Origin of the sequence: Acidocella aquatica, assembly GCF_030160635.1 — a bacterium.
Taxonomy (GTDB): domain Bacteria; phylum Pseudomonadota; class Alphaproteobacteria; order Acetobacterales; family Acetobacteraceae; genus Acidocella; species Acidocella aquatica.
In genome coordinates this window covers 145,710-159,864 of record NZ_BSOS01000067.1, presented here as the reverse complement: position 1 = coordinate 159,864, position 14,155 = coordinate 145,710, and the positions used below count along the sequence as shown (strand labels likewise).

Annotated in this window: 11 protein-coding genes and 1 riboswitch; of the genes, 6 read left to right on the top strand and 5 right to left on the bottom strand. The window is 62.1% G+C overall.

The genetic code is table 11. From position 1 onward, the window contains the following. The first annotated feature begins 431 nt into the window (after positions 1 to 431). From QQJ84_RS11655 to QQJ84_RS11635, 5 genes are read left to right on the top strand one after another with little or no spacing between them, the layout of a single operon-like run. A complete protein-coding gene (locus tag QQJ84_RS11655) occupies positions 432 to 1,598 on the top strand; it encodes an acyl-CoA dehydrogenase family protein (protein WP_284258369.1) in 1,167 nt (388 codons plus the stop codon). Positions 1,599 to 1,614: 16 nt separating this feature from the next. Continuing rightward, positions 1,615 to 3,054, top strand: coding sequence for a hypothetical protein (locus QQJ84_RS11650; RefSeq protein ID WP_284258368.1), 1,440 nt, complete (start codon positions 1,615 to 1,617; stop codon positions 3,052 to 3,054). 11 nt (positions 3,055 to 3,065) lie between these two features. Beyond that, complete coding sequence (locus QQJ84_RS11645) at positions 3,066 to 4,262, top strand: acetyl-CoA acetyltransferase (protein ID WP_284258367.1); 1,197 nt, start codon at positions 3,066 to 3,068, stop codon at positions 4,260 to 4,262. Next, positions 4,262 to 4,714, top strand: coding sequence for a MaoC family dehydratase (locus tag QQJ84_RS11640; protein ID WP_284258366.1), 453 nt, complete (start codon positions 4,262 to 4,264; stop codon positions 4,712 to 4,714). The genes QQJ84_RS11645 and QQJ84_RS11640 overlap by 1 nt, the downstream gene beginning before the upstream one ends. After that, on the top strand, positions 4,714 to 5,604 hold the full coding sequence (locus QQJ84_RS11635; protein ID WP_284258365.1) for an HpcH/HpaI aldolase/citrate lyase family protein: 891 nt from the start codon (positions 4,714 to 4,716) through the stop codon (positions 5,602 to 5,604). Before QQJ84_RS11640 ends, QQJ84_RS11635 begins: the two co-directional genes overlap by 1 nt. A 341-nt stretch (positions 5,605 to 5,945) precedes the next feature. On the opposite strand, the gene QQJ84_RS11630 is transcribed toward QQJ84_RS11635, so the two are convergent. From QQJ84_RS11630 to QQJ84_RS11620, 3 genes are all read right to left on the bottom strand, one after another. Beyond that, positions 5,946 to 6,266, bottom strand: coding sequence for a GIY-YIG nuclease family protein (locus QQJ84_RS11630; protein ID WP_284258364.1), 321 nt, complete (start codon positions 6,264 to 6,266; stop codon positions 5,946 to 5,948). Positions 6,267 to 6,700: 434 nt separating this feature from the next. Beyond that, positions 6,701 to 8,080 (bottom strand): L-serine ammonia-lyase, encoded by a 1,380-nt coding sequence (locus QQJ84_RS11625; RefSeq protein WP_284258363.1) that lies wholly within the window; start codon positions 8,078 to 8,080, stop codon positions 6,701 to 6,703. A gap of 138 nt (positions 8,081 to 8,218) precedes the next feature. Then, complete coding sequence (locus QQJ84_RS11620) at positions 8,219 to 9,151, bottom strand: cation diffusion facilitator family transporter (protein ID WP_284258362.1); 933 nt, start codon at positions 9,149 to 9,151, stop codon at positions 8,219 to 8,221. 73 nt (positions 9,152 to 9,224) lie between these two features. After that, a riboswitch (cobalamin riboswitch) is annotated at positions 9,225 to 9,415 on the top strand. Positions 9,416 to 9,531: 116 nt separating this feature from the next. On the opposite strand from QQJ84_RS11620, the gene QQJ84_RS11615 reads away from it, so the two are divergent. Then, positions 9,532 to 11,523, top strand: coding sequence for a TonB-dependent receptor plug domain-containing protein (locus QQJ84_RS11615; RefSeq protein WP_284258361.1), 1,992 nt, complete (start codon positions 9,532 to 9,534; stop codon positions 11,521 to 11,523). A gap of 62 nt (positions 11,524 to 11,585) precedes the next feature. On the opposite strand, the gene QQJ84_RS11610 is transcribed toward QQJ84_RS11615, so the two are convergent. Further along, a complete protein-coding gene (locus tag QQJ84_RS11610; RefSeq protein ID WP_284258360.1) occupies positions 11,586 to 12,698 on the bottom strand; it encodes a transporter in 1,113 nt (370 codons plus the stop codon). A gap of 428 nt (positions 12,699 to 13,126) precedes the next feature. Beyond that, a complete protein-coding gene (gene holA / locus QQJ84_RS11605; RefSeq protein ID WP_284258359.1) occupies positions 13,127 to 14,137 on the bottom strand; it encodes a DNA polymerase III subunit delta in 1,011 nt (336 codons plus the stop codon). Positions 14,138 to 14,155 lie beyond the last annotated feature (18 nt).

Below are 14,155 nucleotides of genomic sequence, written 5' to 3'. Positions count from 1 at the left end.
TCGGCTCGCTCGGTTGAACGAACCTCAAACGATCGCGCGCTAGAGACTGATCGCTTTAAGTGCGATCAGGCTCTGGCCGTTTTTCTGAGAGCGATTCACGCTTTCGGCTCGCTCAGTTGAGCGAGCCTCAAACGATCGCACTCTAGAGACGGCGCCAGGGGCGGGAAAGCCCCACTTTTGGCCGGGCTGACTGGGCCAGCGCGCGGTGTAACCGGGATGGGTGAGGGGCGCTGGGCGGAGAATGATGTAGTTAATAAGCATATGATAATTGTGTGGCGGATGAGAGTGGTTTTATAGAGGAATGGCACGGGGTGGCTTTGGCCGCGATGTGTCATAAACAAGTACGCTTGCAATCGATGAGGTTGCGTTTTAATTGTCTGAAGCGACCGTAGTTTCAGTCTGAATCTTGAACTGTTGATGCCGGAGGGACCGTGGACATACGTTTTACGAAAGAACAGGAAGCCATTCGCGAGGGCGTGAAGCAGGTTTGCGATGGGTTCGATGACAAATACTGGTCAGCTTGCGACACGGAGAAGCGCTTTCCGTTCGAGTTTCATCGGGCGATGGCCGATAACGGCTGGCTCGGCATCACCATGCCGGAGGAATATGGCGGCGCGAACCTGGGTGTGACCGAGGCGGCGATCATGATGCATGAGGTGTCATCGAGCGCGGGCGGGTATTCGGCGGCGAGCGCGTTGCATTTGAATTTGTTCGGGCCGCACGCGGTGGTGGTGTTTGGCACGCCCGAGCAGAAGGAGCGGATGCTGACGCCGTTGATCCAGGGTACCGACCGCGCGTGTTTTGGTGTGACGGAGCCTGATGCCGGGTTGGATACGACGAGCATCAAGACCTTTGCGACCAAGGTGCCGGGCGGATACCGGGTGACGGGGCGCAAGATATGGACGTCATCAGGGCAGGTGGCGAACAAGATTATTTTGCTGACGCGCACCACGCTGAAAGAGGATTGCCGCAAGCCGACCGATGGCATGACGCTGTTCTACACCGACCTCGACAAGAGCAAGATCGAGGTGCGGCGCATCCCCAAGATGGGGCGCAATGCGGTGGATTCGAACGCGACGTTCATCGATGATTATTTTATTCCGGATTCGGACCGGATTGGCGAGGAAGGCAAGGGGTTCCACTATATTCTGCACAGTTTGAATCCGGAACGGATTTTGGTGGGCGTGGAGGCCGTGGGGCTGGGGCGCGGGGCGCTGGCGCGGGCGGCGCAGTATGCCAGGGAGCGCAAGGTGTTTGGGCGTTTGATTGGGCAGAACCAGGGGATTCAGCATCCGCTGGCGGAAAACTGGACGTATCTGGAGTCGGCGTTCTGGATGATCATGCGGGCGGCGAATTTGTATGACAACAACATGCCTTGCGGCGCGGAAGCCAATGCGGGCAAGTTTTTGGGCGGGCGGGCGGCGTTTGATGCCTGCACGCGCGCGGTGATGACGCATGGCGGCATGGGGTATTCCACCGAGTATCAGGTGGAGCGGTTGTTCCGAGAGTCTATTTTGTTGCGGATCGCGCCGATTACCGAGCAGCTTATTTTGAGCTTTATCGCGGAGAAGGTGCTGGACCTTCCTAAATCTTATTGAAAGTGGAATGACGGCCATGAGTGATTTTGGAATTACGGGGTACGGCGCCTATGTGCCGCGGTTGCGCATTGAGCGGGGGATTATCGCCGAGGCGCATAAATGGATGGCGCCGGGGTTGAAGGGCCAGGCCAAGGGGAGCCGGGCGTTTTGCTCCTGGGATGAGGATGCGGTCACCATGGCGGTTGAGGCGGCGCGCGATGCGCTGGCCGGGAGTTCCGCCGACGCGCTGAAGGCGATTTATTTGGCCTCGACGACGTTGCCCTATGCGGATTTGCTCAATGCCTCGATTGTCGCGGGTGCAATTTCCGCCCCCACCGGGATTGCCGCCAGTGATGCCGGGTATTCGCAGCGGGCCGGGACTTCGGCGCTGTTGCAGGCGTTGAAGGGCGGGGAGGCGGCGTTGTTCATCGCCTCCGACGCGCCGGTGGGCAAGCCCGCCAGCGTGCAGGAGATCAGCTATGGCGCGGGGGCGGCGGCGTTCACCTTGGGGGCTGAGGGCGTGATCGCCAGGCTGGTTGGCAAGGCGAGCGTGACGGATAGTTTTGTCGACCATTTCCGCGCGACCGGGCAGAAGTATGAATATGCCTGGGAAGAGCGCTGGGTGCGCGATGAGGGATACGCCAAGCTGGCGCCGGCGGCAATTTCGGCGGCGCTGGCGGATGCGGGGATTGGCATTGATGGGGTGGCGTATTTCGCCATGCCGTCGCAGTTGCGCGCGGTGGCGGATGCGGTGGCCAAGAGTGTGAAGTTTGGCGGGAGCGTGGTCTCGGGCCTGGAGAACGGCGTGGGGTATGCCGGGGCGGCGCATGCGCTGTTGCAACTGGCGCTGGCGCTGGAGACGGCCAAGCCGGGCGAGAAGATATTGGTTGTGGGTTTTGGCCAGGGTGCGGATGCGCTGATTTTTGAAGTGACCGAGGCGATTACCGCGTTGCCTAAGCGCCGTGGCGTTTCGGGTTCGGTGGCGGATGCGGTGGCGACGGATAGTTATCTGCGGTTCCTCTCGTTTGCCGAAGGCATCGATGTGGAATGGGGCATGCGCGCCGAGCGCAGCGGCAAGACGCAGTTGACCGAGCAGTATCGCTCGGCCTTCCAGCTGGAAGCGTTTAATGCGGGCCAGTGCGCGGCGTGTAATACCATCCAGTTTCCGCAGTTTCAGTTCTGTGTGAAGTGCCAGGCGCCGCGCAAGCAGTTCAGGCAGGTGCCGCTGGCTGATGAGCCGGCACAGGTGCTGACCTCGACGGCGGATTGGCTCTCGTATTATCCGGCGCCGCCGCTGTATTGCGGGTTTGTGCAGTTTGATAATGGCGCGCGGCTGTTGATGGAAATGGTTGATGTCGGGCCGAAGGGGATTGAGCGCGGTGAGAAGCTGCGCATGGTTTACCGGATTAAGGAACGCGACCGGGCGCGCGGGTATAATCGCTATTTCTGGAAAACCACGCCGATTGCGGCGGGCTAAGGAGCAAGATCATGGCAACAGGTATCAAGGATAAGGTTGCGATTCTGGGCATGGGTTGCTCGAAGTTTGGCGAGCGCTGGGATGCGGGAAGCCAGGAGCTGATGGCGGAGTCGTTCGAGGAGGCGCTGGCGGACGCGGGGATTGAGCGCAAGCAGATTGACGCGGCTTGGCTGGGCTCGTGCATGGATGCGGTGAATATCGGCAACTCGGCGATCCCGGCTTCGACGGCGCTGCGGTTGAACGGGATTCCCTTCACGCGGGTGGAAAACATGTGCGCGACCGGGACCGAGGCGCTGCGCGGGGCGGCTTATGCGGTGGCCTCGGGGGCGGTGGATATTGCGCTGGCAATTGGGGCCGAGAAGCTGAAGGATACGGGGTATGGCGGGCTGCCGCCGCCTTTTAAGGGCACGTTCAATGATATGTGGATGCCGATGGCCTCGGCGCCGGCAGGGTTCGCGCAGCTGGCCGATGGGTATCGCGCGCGCTATGGGATTTCGAAAGAGGAGCTGAAGCGGGCGATCGCGCATGTTTCATGGAAGAGCCACCAGAACGGTGTGCATAGCCCGAAGGCGCATTTCCAGAAGGCGGTTTCAATGGAAACCATTATGAATGCGCCGATGATTTCTGATCCGCTGGGGTTGTTTGATTGCTCGGGTGTTTCTGATGGGTCAGCTTGCGCGATTGTGACGACGCCGGAGATTGCGCGCGCGCTGGGCAAGAAGGAGCTGGTGACGGTGAAGGCGTTGCAGCTCTCGATCAGCTCGGGGCAGGAGACCGCGATGAATACGTGGGATGGCTCCTATGTGCCCAATACGCGCAATGCGGCGGCGCGGGCGTATAAGGAGGCGGGGATCAGCACTCCGCGTGAGCAGATCAGCCTGACCGAGGTGCATGATTGTTTCTCGATCACCGAGCTGGTGACAATGGAGGATTTGTTTCTCTCCGAGGATGGGCACGCGGTGCGCGATTATCTGGACGGGGTTTATGATGCCACGGGCAAGATTCCGTGCCAGATTGATGGCGGGTTGAAGTGTTTTGGGCATCCGATCGGGGCTTCGGGGCTGCGGATGGCTTATGAGGTGTATTTGCAGCTGCTCGGGCGCGCGGGCGCGCGGCAGTTGAAGGCGCCCTCGATTGGGTTGACGCATAATCTGGGCGGCGTGCCCTATTTGGGTATTGCCGGTATCTCTATTTTGGGGCTGCACTAATGGCGGGACTTTGGTTTGATGAATTGACGGTCGGGCAGGTGTTTCACCACCCGATCCGCCGCACCGTGACGGAAACGGACAATGTGCTGTTTACCGCGATGACGCATAATCCAGCGCTGCTGCACCTGGATGAGGAGTATATGAAGGGCACGCCCTTTGGGCAGCGCCTGGTGAACTCGGCGTTTACGCTGGGGCTGATGGTCGGGATCTCGGTGGGGGACACCACGCTGGGGACGGCGGTTGCGAATCTGGGCTGGGATGAGGTGCGGTTTCCGCATCCGTTGTTCCATGGCGACACGGTGCATGTGGTGACCGAGGTGATTGAGTTGCGGGAGAGCAAGTCTCGCCCGGACCAGGGAATTGTTACGTTTTTGCACAAAGCTTATAACCAGAAGGATGAGCTGGTGGCGTCGTGCAAGCGTTCGGGCTTGCAGAAGAAGAAGCCCGTGTGATGGCGAATATTCGGTCGTTCCTGTTTATTCCGGGGGATTCTGAAAAGAAGCTGGCCAAGGCGGATGCATCGGGCGCGGATGCGTTGATTTTGGATTTGGAGGATTCTGTTGCGCCGGCGAATAAACCGCTGGCGCGGGAGTTGATTCCGGCGTTTTTGCGGGAGCGGCCGAAGGGGAAGCGGGGGGCTGAGCTTTGGGTGCGGATTAACCCTCTGGATACGGATTTGGCGCTGACGGATTTGGCGGCGATTGTGGCGGCGGGGCCGGATGGGCTGATGTTGCCGAAAGCCAACGGTCCGGAAGATGTATTGAAACTCTCGCATTTTTTGGATGCGCTGGAGGTTCAGGGGGGTGTGGCGCTGGGCTCGGTGAAGATTTTGCCGGTGGCGACGGAGACCGCCGTGGCGCCGTTCCGGCTGGGTGATTATGCGGGGGCTGGGCTGGCGCGGCTGCTGGGGATTACGTGGGGGGCGGAGGATTTGTCAGCCGCTGTGGGGGCCAGCACGAATTTGGATGGTAGCGGGCAGTGGGCGCTGACCTATAGGCTGGTGCGCTCGCTGACGCTGTTGGCGGCGCATGCGGCGGGGGTGCAGGCGATTGATACGCTGTATGTGGATTTTAAGGATGACGAGGGCTTGAGGGCCTCATGCCGGGCGGCGCGGGCGGAAGGGTTTACCGGGCGGATTGCGATTCATCCTGCACAGGTGGCGGGGATTAACGAGAGCTTTATGCCGTCGGCGGCGGAAGTGGAGCACGCGCGGCGGGTGGTGGCGGCGTTTGACGCAGCGCCGGGGACCGGGACCGTGGGGCTGGATGGGAAGATGCTGGATATTCCGCATTTGAAACAGGCGCGGAATGTGTTGGCGCAGGTGGGGGCTTACGCGAGGTAGGGGGTTGGGGGGGCGGTTGGTGGTCCGGCCAGATGACCCCGCAAGCGGAACGCGTGTAGGATGGTTGAGTAAAGCGTAACGTATTAAATCGTGGGTGTTTCAGAAAGTCGATGGGTAGCGCTTCGCTCACCCATCCTACGGTTGCTGGATATTCCGCATTTGAAACAGGCGCAGAATGTGTTGGCGCAGGTGGGGGCTTACGCGAGGTAGGGGGTGAGGGGGCGCGCCAATTTGGGCGGGCGCGGGCGGGGTGTTGGATGGGGGTGGGGGGTGTGAGGTATTGGAGGGTGGGCATTTCAGGAAATCGATGGGTGGCGCTGCGCTTACCCATCCTACGGTTGTTACTTCTGGTTCCGACCGCGTTGATTGTCGTGTGCAGTCCTTATTGCGTCACGTGCGTCGTCGTCAGGCACGTCATTGATCCATTCGCGCACGCCGGAATGGCCGTTGTCCTTCAAAATCTTTCGCGCGCCGCGCTCGACCTTTGACGCAATTGACCGTTCAACTTTTTCTGCGTGGACAAGCCGTAATTCATCTGCGTTACCGGTCTGAAGGTTGTCTTTTCGCTTCCAGACGTCGTTCGAGCTCCCGATCTTCACGCGGCCTCTATCGTCAGCGAGAGCATAAATATCGCGATGCGTCAGATCCTGTTTTGGCGGCATAAGATATTCCAATCATTGTAACCGAAGTCGAATATAGTCAATAAATCGATCGCTTGTTATCAAGTCAAGCTGTTGGCATCTCAGTAACTAGCGGGCCTGCAGCAGCGAACTGAAATCAATGTAGAGCGAAGTCCGCCTTTATTGTCGGGTGTCGTGAAAGATGACCTGCAGCTCCCGGCTCGGCCTCGTCGTAAAGCGAATGTCCGGTATTCCTTTTCGCGGACCGTAAGCTGACGGGCGGTGAACGGATGGGCGGGCGGGGGGGCTGGCTGCCGGTTTTATGCGGCATCCGGTTGATGGGTGGCGCTGCGCTTACCCATCCTACGCATTCTGGGAGGGTTTGTTTTTGGGGGGTGTTTGATGGGGGATGCCAGCTTACGCTGGCATGACGGAAGGGGTGTGGGGCAGCACTTTGTGGGGCAGCACTTTTTGGGTCAGCACTCGATGATGTTGACGGCGAGGCCGCCGCGGGCGGTTTCTTTGTATTTGGTTTTCATGTCGGCGCCGGTTTGGCGCATGGTGCGGATGACTTTGTCGAGGGAGACGAAGTGGGTGCCGTCGCCGCGCAGGGCCATGCGGGCGGCGTTGATGGCTTTCATGGCGCCCATGGCGTTGCGTTCGATGCAGGGGACCTGGACGAGGCCGCCGATGGGGTCGCAGGTGAGGCCGAGGTTGTGTTCCATGCCGATTTCGGCGGCGTTTTCGACCTGGGCGGGGGTTCCGCCCATGACTTCGGTGAGGGCGCCGGCGGCCATGGAGCAGGCGACGCCGACCTCGCCCTGGCAGCCGACTTCGGCGCCGGAGATTGAGGCGTTCTCCTTGTACAAAATGCCGATGGCGGCGGCGGTGAGGAGGAAGGCGATGACGCCTGCGTCGTCAGCGCCGGGGACGAAGCGGGTGTAGTAGTGGAGCACGGCGGGGATGATGCCGGCGGCGCCGTTGGTGGGGGCGGTGACGACGCGCCCGCCGGCGGCGTTTTCCTCGTTGACGGCCAGGGCGTAGAGGTTGACCCAGTCCATGATGGTCAGCGGGTCGCGCAGGGCGGCTTCGGGCTGGCTGGAGAGCTGGCGGTAGAGCTGGGCGGCGCGGCGGCGGACTTTCAGGCCGCCGGCCAGCGTGCCCTCGGTGGCGCAGCCGGTGCGCACGCATTGTTGCATGACTTGCCAGATGTTGAGCAGGCCGCTGCGGATTTCTGGCCCGGTGCGCCAGGATTTTTCGTTCTCGAGCATGAGCCGGCTGATGGGCATGTTGTTGGTTTGGCAAAGTTCGAGGAGTTGTTTGCCGGATTTGAATTCGTAGGGGAGGGAGGTTTGGTCTGGCACGATGCGGTCGGAGCCGGCGGCTTCCTCGTTGACGACGAAGCCGCCGCCGACGGAGTAGTAGACGCGGTTGCGCAGCTCGGCGCCTGCGGAGTCAAACGCGGTGAAGCGCATGCCGTTGGGGTGGTAGGGCAGGGAGGTGCGTTTGTGGAAGAGCAGGTCTTCGGCCTCGGTGAAGGCGATTTCGTGGCGGCCCAGCAGGTTTAGGCGGTGGGTGGCGCGGATGGCCTCGAGCTTGGCGGGGACGGTTGTGGTGTCCACCTGGTCGGGGGCTTCGCCTTGGAGGCCGAGGAGGACGGCTTTGTCGCTGCCGTGGCCGCGCCCGGTGGCGCCGAGGGAGCCGTAAAGCTCGGCCTTGATGCGGGTTGTTTGGGTTAACTGGCCGGATTCGGCCAGGCCGGTGGCGAAGCGCAGGGCGGCGCGCATGGGGCCGACGGTGTGAGAGCTGGATGGACCGATGCCGATTTTAAGCAAATCAAAAACGCTGATCGCCATGTTGTTTGTCTCCCGCGCTCCGGCTTGCCCGAGGGGGCCGGATGATTTGGGTAGTATTGCCATGGTCTTTACGCAACGCAAGGCCGGGGGTGTTGAATATTATTGACGTTGGGATGTTACCGTGGTGCGCGCGCCATTTTAGCTGACCCGGTCGTCCAGCCGCTCATCCTTGATGCCGGCTGGTTCCAGATGCGAGATCACCTCCACCACCTGCGGCAGGAATAGCGCCCGCACGGCGGCTTCGGCGGCGTCGCTGATGGCGTGGCCCTGGGTGATGGTGAGCTGGGCGTCCACCTCCATGTGGAATTCCACGAAGGTCCGGTCGCCGGAGTGGCGGGTCCGCAGGTCGTGCACGCCGCGCACGCCGGGGCAGGCCAGGACTTTGTCCTCGATGCGTTTGCGCTCTTCGGGCGGCAATTCGCGGTCGAGCAGTTGTTTCAGCACATCGGTGTCGATGGAGCGGCTGTTCCAGTACATGTAGCCGGCGATGAGGAGGGCGAAGGCGGGGTCAACGCGGTTCCAGCCGGTGAGATGGATGATCGCCAGGGCTGCCAGCACGGCGAGATTGACCGCGACATCGGCCAGGTAGTTCGCGCGGTCGGCCGCGATGGCGGTGGAGGTGGTCTGGCGCACCACCCAGGTTTGCAGAACCACCAGCCCGGCGGCGGCCAGCAGGCTGGCGATGACGACCCAGAGGCCAAAGCCGATCTGCTTCACCGGATCGGGGAAGGCCAGCCGCTCAACGGACTGGAACGCCAGCACCAGGGCGCCGCCGTAGAGGAAGCGCGATTGGGTGAAACCGGCCAGCGCCTCGGCCTTGCCGTAGCCGAAGCGGTGGCGCCGGTCTGGCGGGCGCTCGGCCATGCGCACGGCGCGGAAGGTGGTGAAGGAGGTGACCACGTCGACCAGCCCGTCAACCGTGGAGGAGAGCAGGGCGACCGAGCCGGTGGCGAGCCAGGCGGTGATTTTAACCACAAGCAGGAGAACCGCGACCACAAAGGTGACGCGGCTGGCGAACCGGCGCAGCTTGGAGGCCCGCTCAGCCGTTACTTGTGTTTGCGGGTGGAGCATCCCTGGTCGTCTAGCGTGGCGCGGCGGGAAATTCAAACATGCCCGGCTTGCCTGCGGGCGTATTAAGGGGTTAACACCCCGTTCAGATGACGGTGGCCCGTTGTGATGACGGGCTTAAACGGGAATGCGGTATCAAAAATCCGCGGCTGCCCCCGCAACTGTGAGCGGCTAGCTCTCTCCACATGCCATTGCCCCATGAGGGCGAGAAGGCGGAGGGCGCGAAAATCCGCGAGCCAGGAGACCGGCCGGCATCGAGACATTTGCGCGTTTATGGGCGGGGTGCACCATGGATGGAAGGGAGAGAGACCCTGAGCCTCTGTCGCATTTTTGAATGTGCCGCATGCGGGGGAAACCCGCGCGCGGCTGGCGCGGAGCGGGTTATGAGCAAGATTGGGTTATTGCGGTATTTTCTGGCGGCATCGCTGCTGCCGGTGGCGGCGTGGGCGGATGGCGGGGTGCAGCTGACGACGGTGACGGCGACGCGCATCCCCGATCCGGTGGCGAAAGTGGCGGCGGGGGTGAGCATTATCACCAAGGCGGATTTCGAGAAGCGCGGGTATACCACGCTGGCGCAGGCGCTGAGCGCGGTGCCGGGGCTGGGTGTGGTGCAGTCCGGTGGCTCTGGGGCGCAGACCAGCGTGTTCATCCGCGGCACCAATTCGGAGGATGTGCTGGTGCTGGTGGACGGCGTGCCGGTGAATGACCCCTCCGAGGCGAACGGGGCCTTTAATTTTGGCGATTATACGCTGAGCGATGTCGAGCGGATCGAGGTGGTGCGGGGCGCGATGTCGGGCCTGTATGGCTCGAACGCGATCGGCGGGGTGATCAATATCATCACTTTGCGCGGTTCTGGCCGGGCGAAGGCGAGCGTGACGCTGGCCGGGGGGTTCCCGAGCCAGGGGCAGGCGAGCGCCATGGTTTCAGGCTCGTCGGGCAAGTTTGATTACGCGCTGACCGGCGCGCTGGATGAGGAATCCGGGTTTGACTACACGCCAAAGCGCATGAGCGTTTATGCGGGGGTGAAAGACCCGTTCCGCTCGCAGCTTGCCTCGGTCAACCTGGGTTATACGCCGGTGCCCGGGACGCGGGTTTATGTGGTGGGCCGCGCGCAGCAGACCACCGCCGGTTTTCCCGATCTGGGTTATCCGATCTATGATGATCCGAATAATTACGACAAGAACACCAATTATTTTGGCAAGCTTGGCGTTGCCAGCAATCTGTTTAACGGCTGGCTGAGCACGGAGCTGTTCGCGGCCCGGCTGGATAACACGCTGCACAACACCAACCTGCTGGACGCGGCGGACCCGAACCAGGTGCAGGCGGATGAGGTGTATCATGGTACGCGCACCGATGTGCAGTGGAACAACACCGTGCATCTGCCCTATGTGGGGCGCACCTCTGATTCCGCGGTGCAGTTCGGCGCTGAATATATCAACGATACGGCGCATGAGCGGGTGAACGATGTGTATTTTGGGTCTCCGTATGTGGCGCTGGTGGGGGCCTCGCAGCATACCTGGGCGGGGCATGTGGGCGCGCAGACGACATTGCTGCGCCGCCTCACCCTCACGGGGGCGCTGCGCGATGATGCTGTCTCGAGTTTCGGCAATGCGCTTACCTGGCGCGTGGGCGGCGTGCTGGCGGTGCCGGAGGCGGATATGCGGCTGAAGGCGTCTTATGGCACCGGGTTTCTGGCGCCATCGTTGTATGATCTGTATGGCCAGAACAGCTCGGGCGTATATACCTATCAGGGCAACCCGAAGCTGAAGGCCGAGTATAGCAGCGGCTTCGAGATCGGGCCGCAGTTTGATATTCCGGGCTTTGGGCAAGGAGATTTCGCGAGCATCTCGGCGACGTATTTCCAGTCTGACATTCGCGATCTCATCACTTTTGTCTCGTTGCCGCCAAGCTATACCAGCTCGACGGAGCGCAATATCGGGCAGGCGCGCGTCAAGGGGGTGGAAAGCGAGCTGGTGCTGAATCCGGCGCCCTGGCTGAGCGCGGATTTCACCTACACCTATACGAACGCGATTGATGCGCAGACGCGCGCCGCGCTGTTGCGCCGGCCGCAGAACGCGGGCTCGGCGGCGTTGACGTTTATTCCCGCGCCGGGGGTCAGCATCACGCCGCAGGTGCAATATGTTGGGCGGTTCAGCGATTATCTGTATGACAATAACGGCTACCCGATTGCCGCGGGCACCGGCAGTTCGCGGCCGGGGACGATTGTGAATTTGAACGCGCAGTATCGGCTGAATGACCAGTTCACGCTGTTTGCCGTGGGCAAGAACATTCTTGGGTCGAACTTCGAGCCGGTGAACGGGTTGCAGATGCCCGGTGCGTCGGTGTTGCTGGGGGTGCGCGCGAGCATTGAATGAACGCCATGCGGCGAATAAAAACGGGCACCCTGGGTGCCCGTTTTTTGTTTGTGGAAGTGGTTTCAGAAAAACGTTGCGAGGCGGATTTCAACGTTGCGGTTCAGCGGGCCGCCGTGTGAGGCGAGATCGTATTCGCCGATGGCCATGATCTGCAGCGTTGGCGAGAGGAAGGTTGAGCCGATGAGGCGCAGCTGAGTCTCGTTGGTGCGGTTGCCGGAATCGAGCGTGCCGCCGCCTTGCAAATTATAGGTCTGCTTGCCGCCGAAAGACTGGAAGAAGCCTGGTGCGATGAACGCGCCCATGGAGGGGGCGAATTCATAAGGCAGGTAGATGCGGAATTCCTGCGAGGGTTGTTCATGGAAGCTGGCGGGAATCACCTGGCTGGATTGGAGCGGGTTGGTGTTGGGGATCGCCCCGCCGCTCAGGGCGTTATAGGTGTTGTAGATCGCGGGGATGTTGTTGGCCGAGACTTCCGGCGAGACATAGGCCGATTGCGCGTTGGCGCCAAAGACATAGCTTTCGCTCCAGAGTTCCACGGCCAGATTGGGTGTGGAGGGCGTGCCCCAGAGCACGGTGCGGAAGCCCAGCTCCAGCTCGTAGGTCCAGGTGTTCTGGCCGGGGTTGAGGTTGGCGCCGCGGCTGAAGGTGGCGAGCGGCGGTGCGATCCAGGGGGCGATGACCCCATAGGTGCCGCTGGCCGGGTGATTGAGCACGTAGGAAAACACGCCGAAATAGGGCTGGCCGAAGCCGCTGTTATGCGAGAGGTTGGCGCGCCCGGGGCCGTAGGAGGGCAACTGGCCGCCAAGTGCTGGTACGTAGGGGCCGGGGATGTTGGCGATGCCCGCCTCCTGGCCGCCGAGGAAGCCGGCATAGGGGACATAAAACTGCACGCCGGAGAGAATGCCGTTGATATCGAAGGTGCGGATGTAGCGGCCGACCACGATATCCATGGAGATATGCGTGTTTTGGTTGTAGCTGCCGCCGTGAATGTCGCCGATGCCGCCCGCGTTGGTGAATATGTTGTAGAGCATGCCGATGTTGACGTTGACCGGCGGGGCGATGCCGTCACCGGGAAGCGAGTCTGACGCGAAGGCGGCAGGCGCGCATAAGCACGCAGCAAGCGGCAGGGCCATGCTGAACAGGCCTGCGCGGAGATATTTTCCACGGTTAGACATTCCCAGAATCCTTACATCCCGCGGGCGCTTATACGCGGTTGCCCACTTGAAACTGATGACAGGCTTTCCCTAATGAATTGTCAATTGATGTCGTGAAATTCTTTAATAATATCAAACAAGTGTGGCCATTACGGCACATTCCGCGGGGCGCGGCGGCGGCGTGGGCAAGGGCGCGCCGAGCGGGGCGTAGGAGCCTTAGAGTGCGATTGTTTGAGGTTCGCGCAACCGAGCGAGCCGAAAGCGTGAATCGCCCTCGGAAAAAATGGCTAGAGCCTGATCGCACTTAATGCGATCAGGCTCTAGTGTCCCGATTTTAAGGTTCGTAACATCAAAATATCTTCCCTCACGGGACACTAGCGCTTTGTTTTCAGTGGCCTGCTTGTCCCTTCCGTCCGCTGTGAGATGCAGCGGACTTCAGGGGCAGGACACTAGCGCCGTGCCGCGTTGCGGGCGCGCGAGGCGAGGGCCAGCATGGTCTGGCGGCAAAAAGCCTGGTCGGGGGTGAGGGTCTGCTTGCAGGCGGACTCTGCCCGCAAGCTGGCGGCGATGGCCTCGGTGAGGGCGGGCAGGGACCAGATGTTCAGCGCGCGGGTGACCAGATTTTGCCGTTTGAAGAAGACCGGCGGGCGGATTGCGGCCATGGCCTCGGAGGTGGAGGCGCCTTGCGCAATGGCGCCGGCGGCGACCCGCAGGCGCATCAGCTCGCCCAGCAGCATGCGCAAGATGCCGACCGGCGATTGCCCTTCGTCATAGGCCAGGGCCAGGGCGCGGTCAGTGGCGGCGGGGTCGCCGGTTATGGTGGCGTCGATGGCCTCCTGCACCGAGGTATCGCCGCCATCGGCCAGGGCGGCGGAGACATCGGCGAGGCTGAGGCGCTGCTCCGCCCCGGCGTAGAGGACGAGGACTTCCAGCGCCTGGCGCAGCAGGCCCTCTTCGCCGGAGACGTTGTTGGCGGTCCAGGTGGCGGCGTCCGGCTCGATGGTGATGTTTTGCGCGCGCAGCCGCGCGGTGATGACGCCGGGCAGGCGGGCGGAGTCGATTGCGTAGCAGGCGATGGCGGTGGCGGCGGGGGATTTTTCCGCCAGCGCGCGCAGTTTGGATTTGCCGGTCAGCTCGCCGGCCTCGAGGATGATGAGCGCGTCCGGCGGGGATTTCAGCAGCGCCTCAAGCGGCTTCACCAGGGTTTCGTGCGCGTCGCGCACGCGCACCACGCGCTTGCCGCCGGTGAGCGAGGCGGCGGTGGCTTCGGCCAGCAGGGTGGCCGCGTCAGGGTTGTGTAGTTCGGTGTAGCGGAAGGGGTCTTCCAGCGCGCCGGGGAACGCGCGGACCAGGGCCAGCCCACGCTCGGCGACGAGACCGGAATCAGGGCCGAAGATGAGGACGGCGGGTGTGTTGGGGTTTTTTAGGAACGCCTCGGTGCGCCCGGCCTCAAGCTTCATATCGCCAATTCCGGCCCT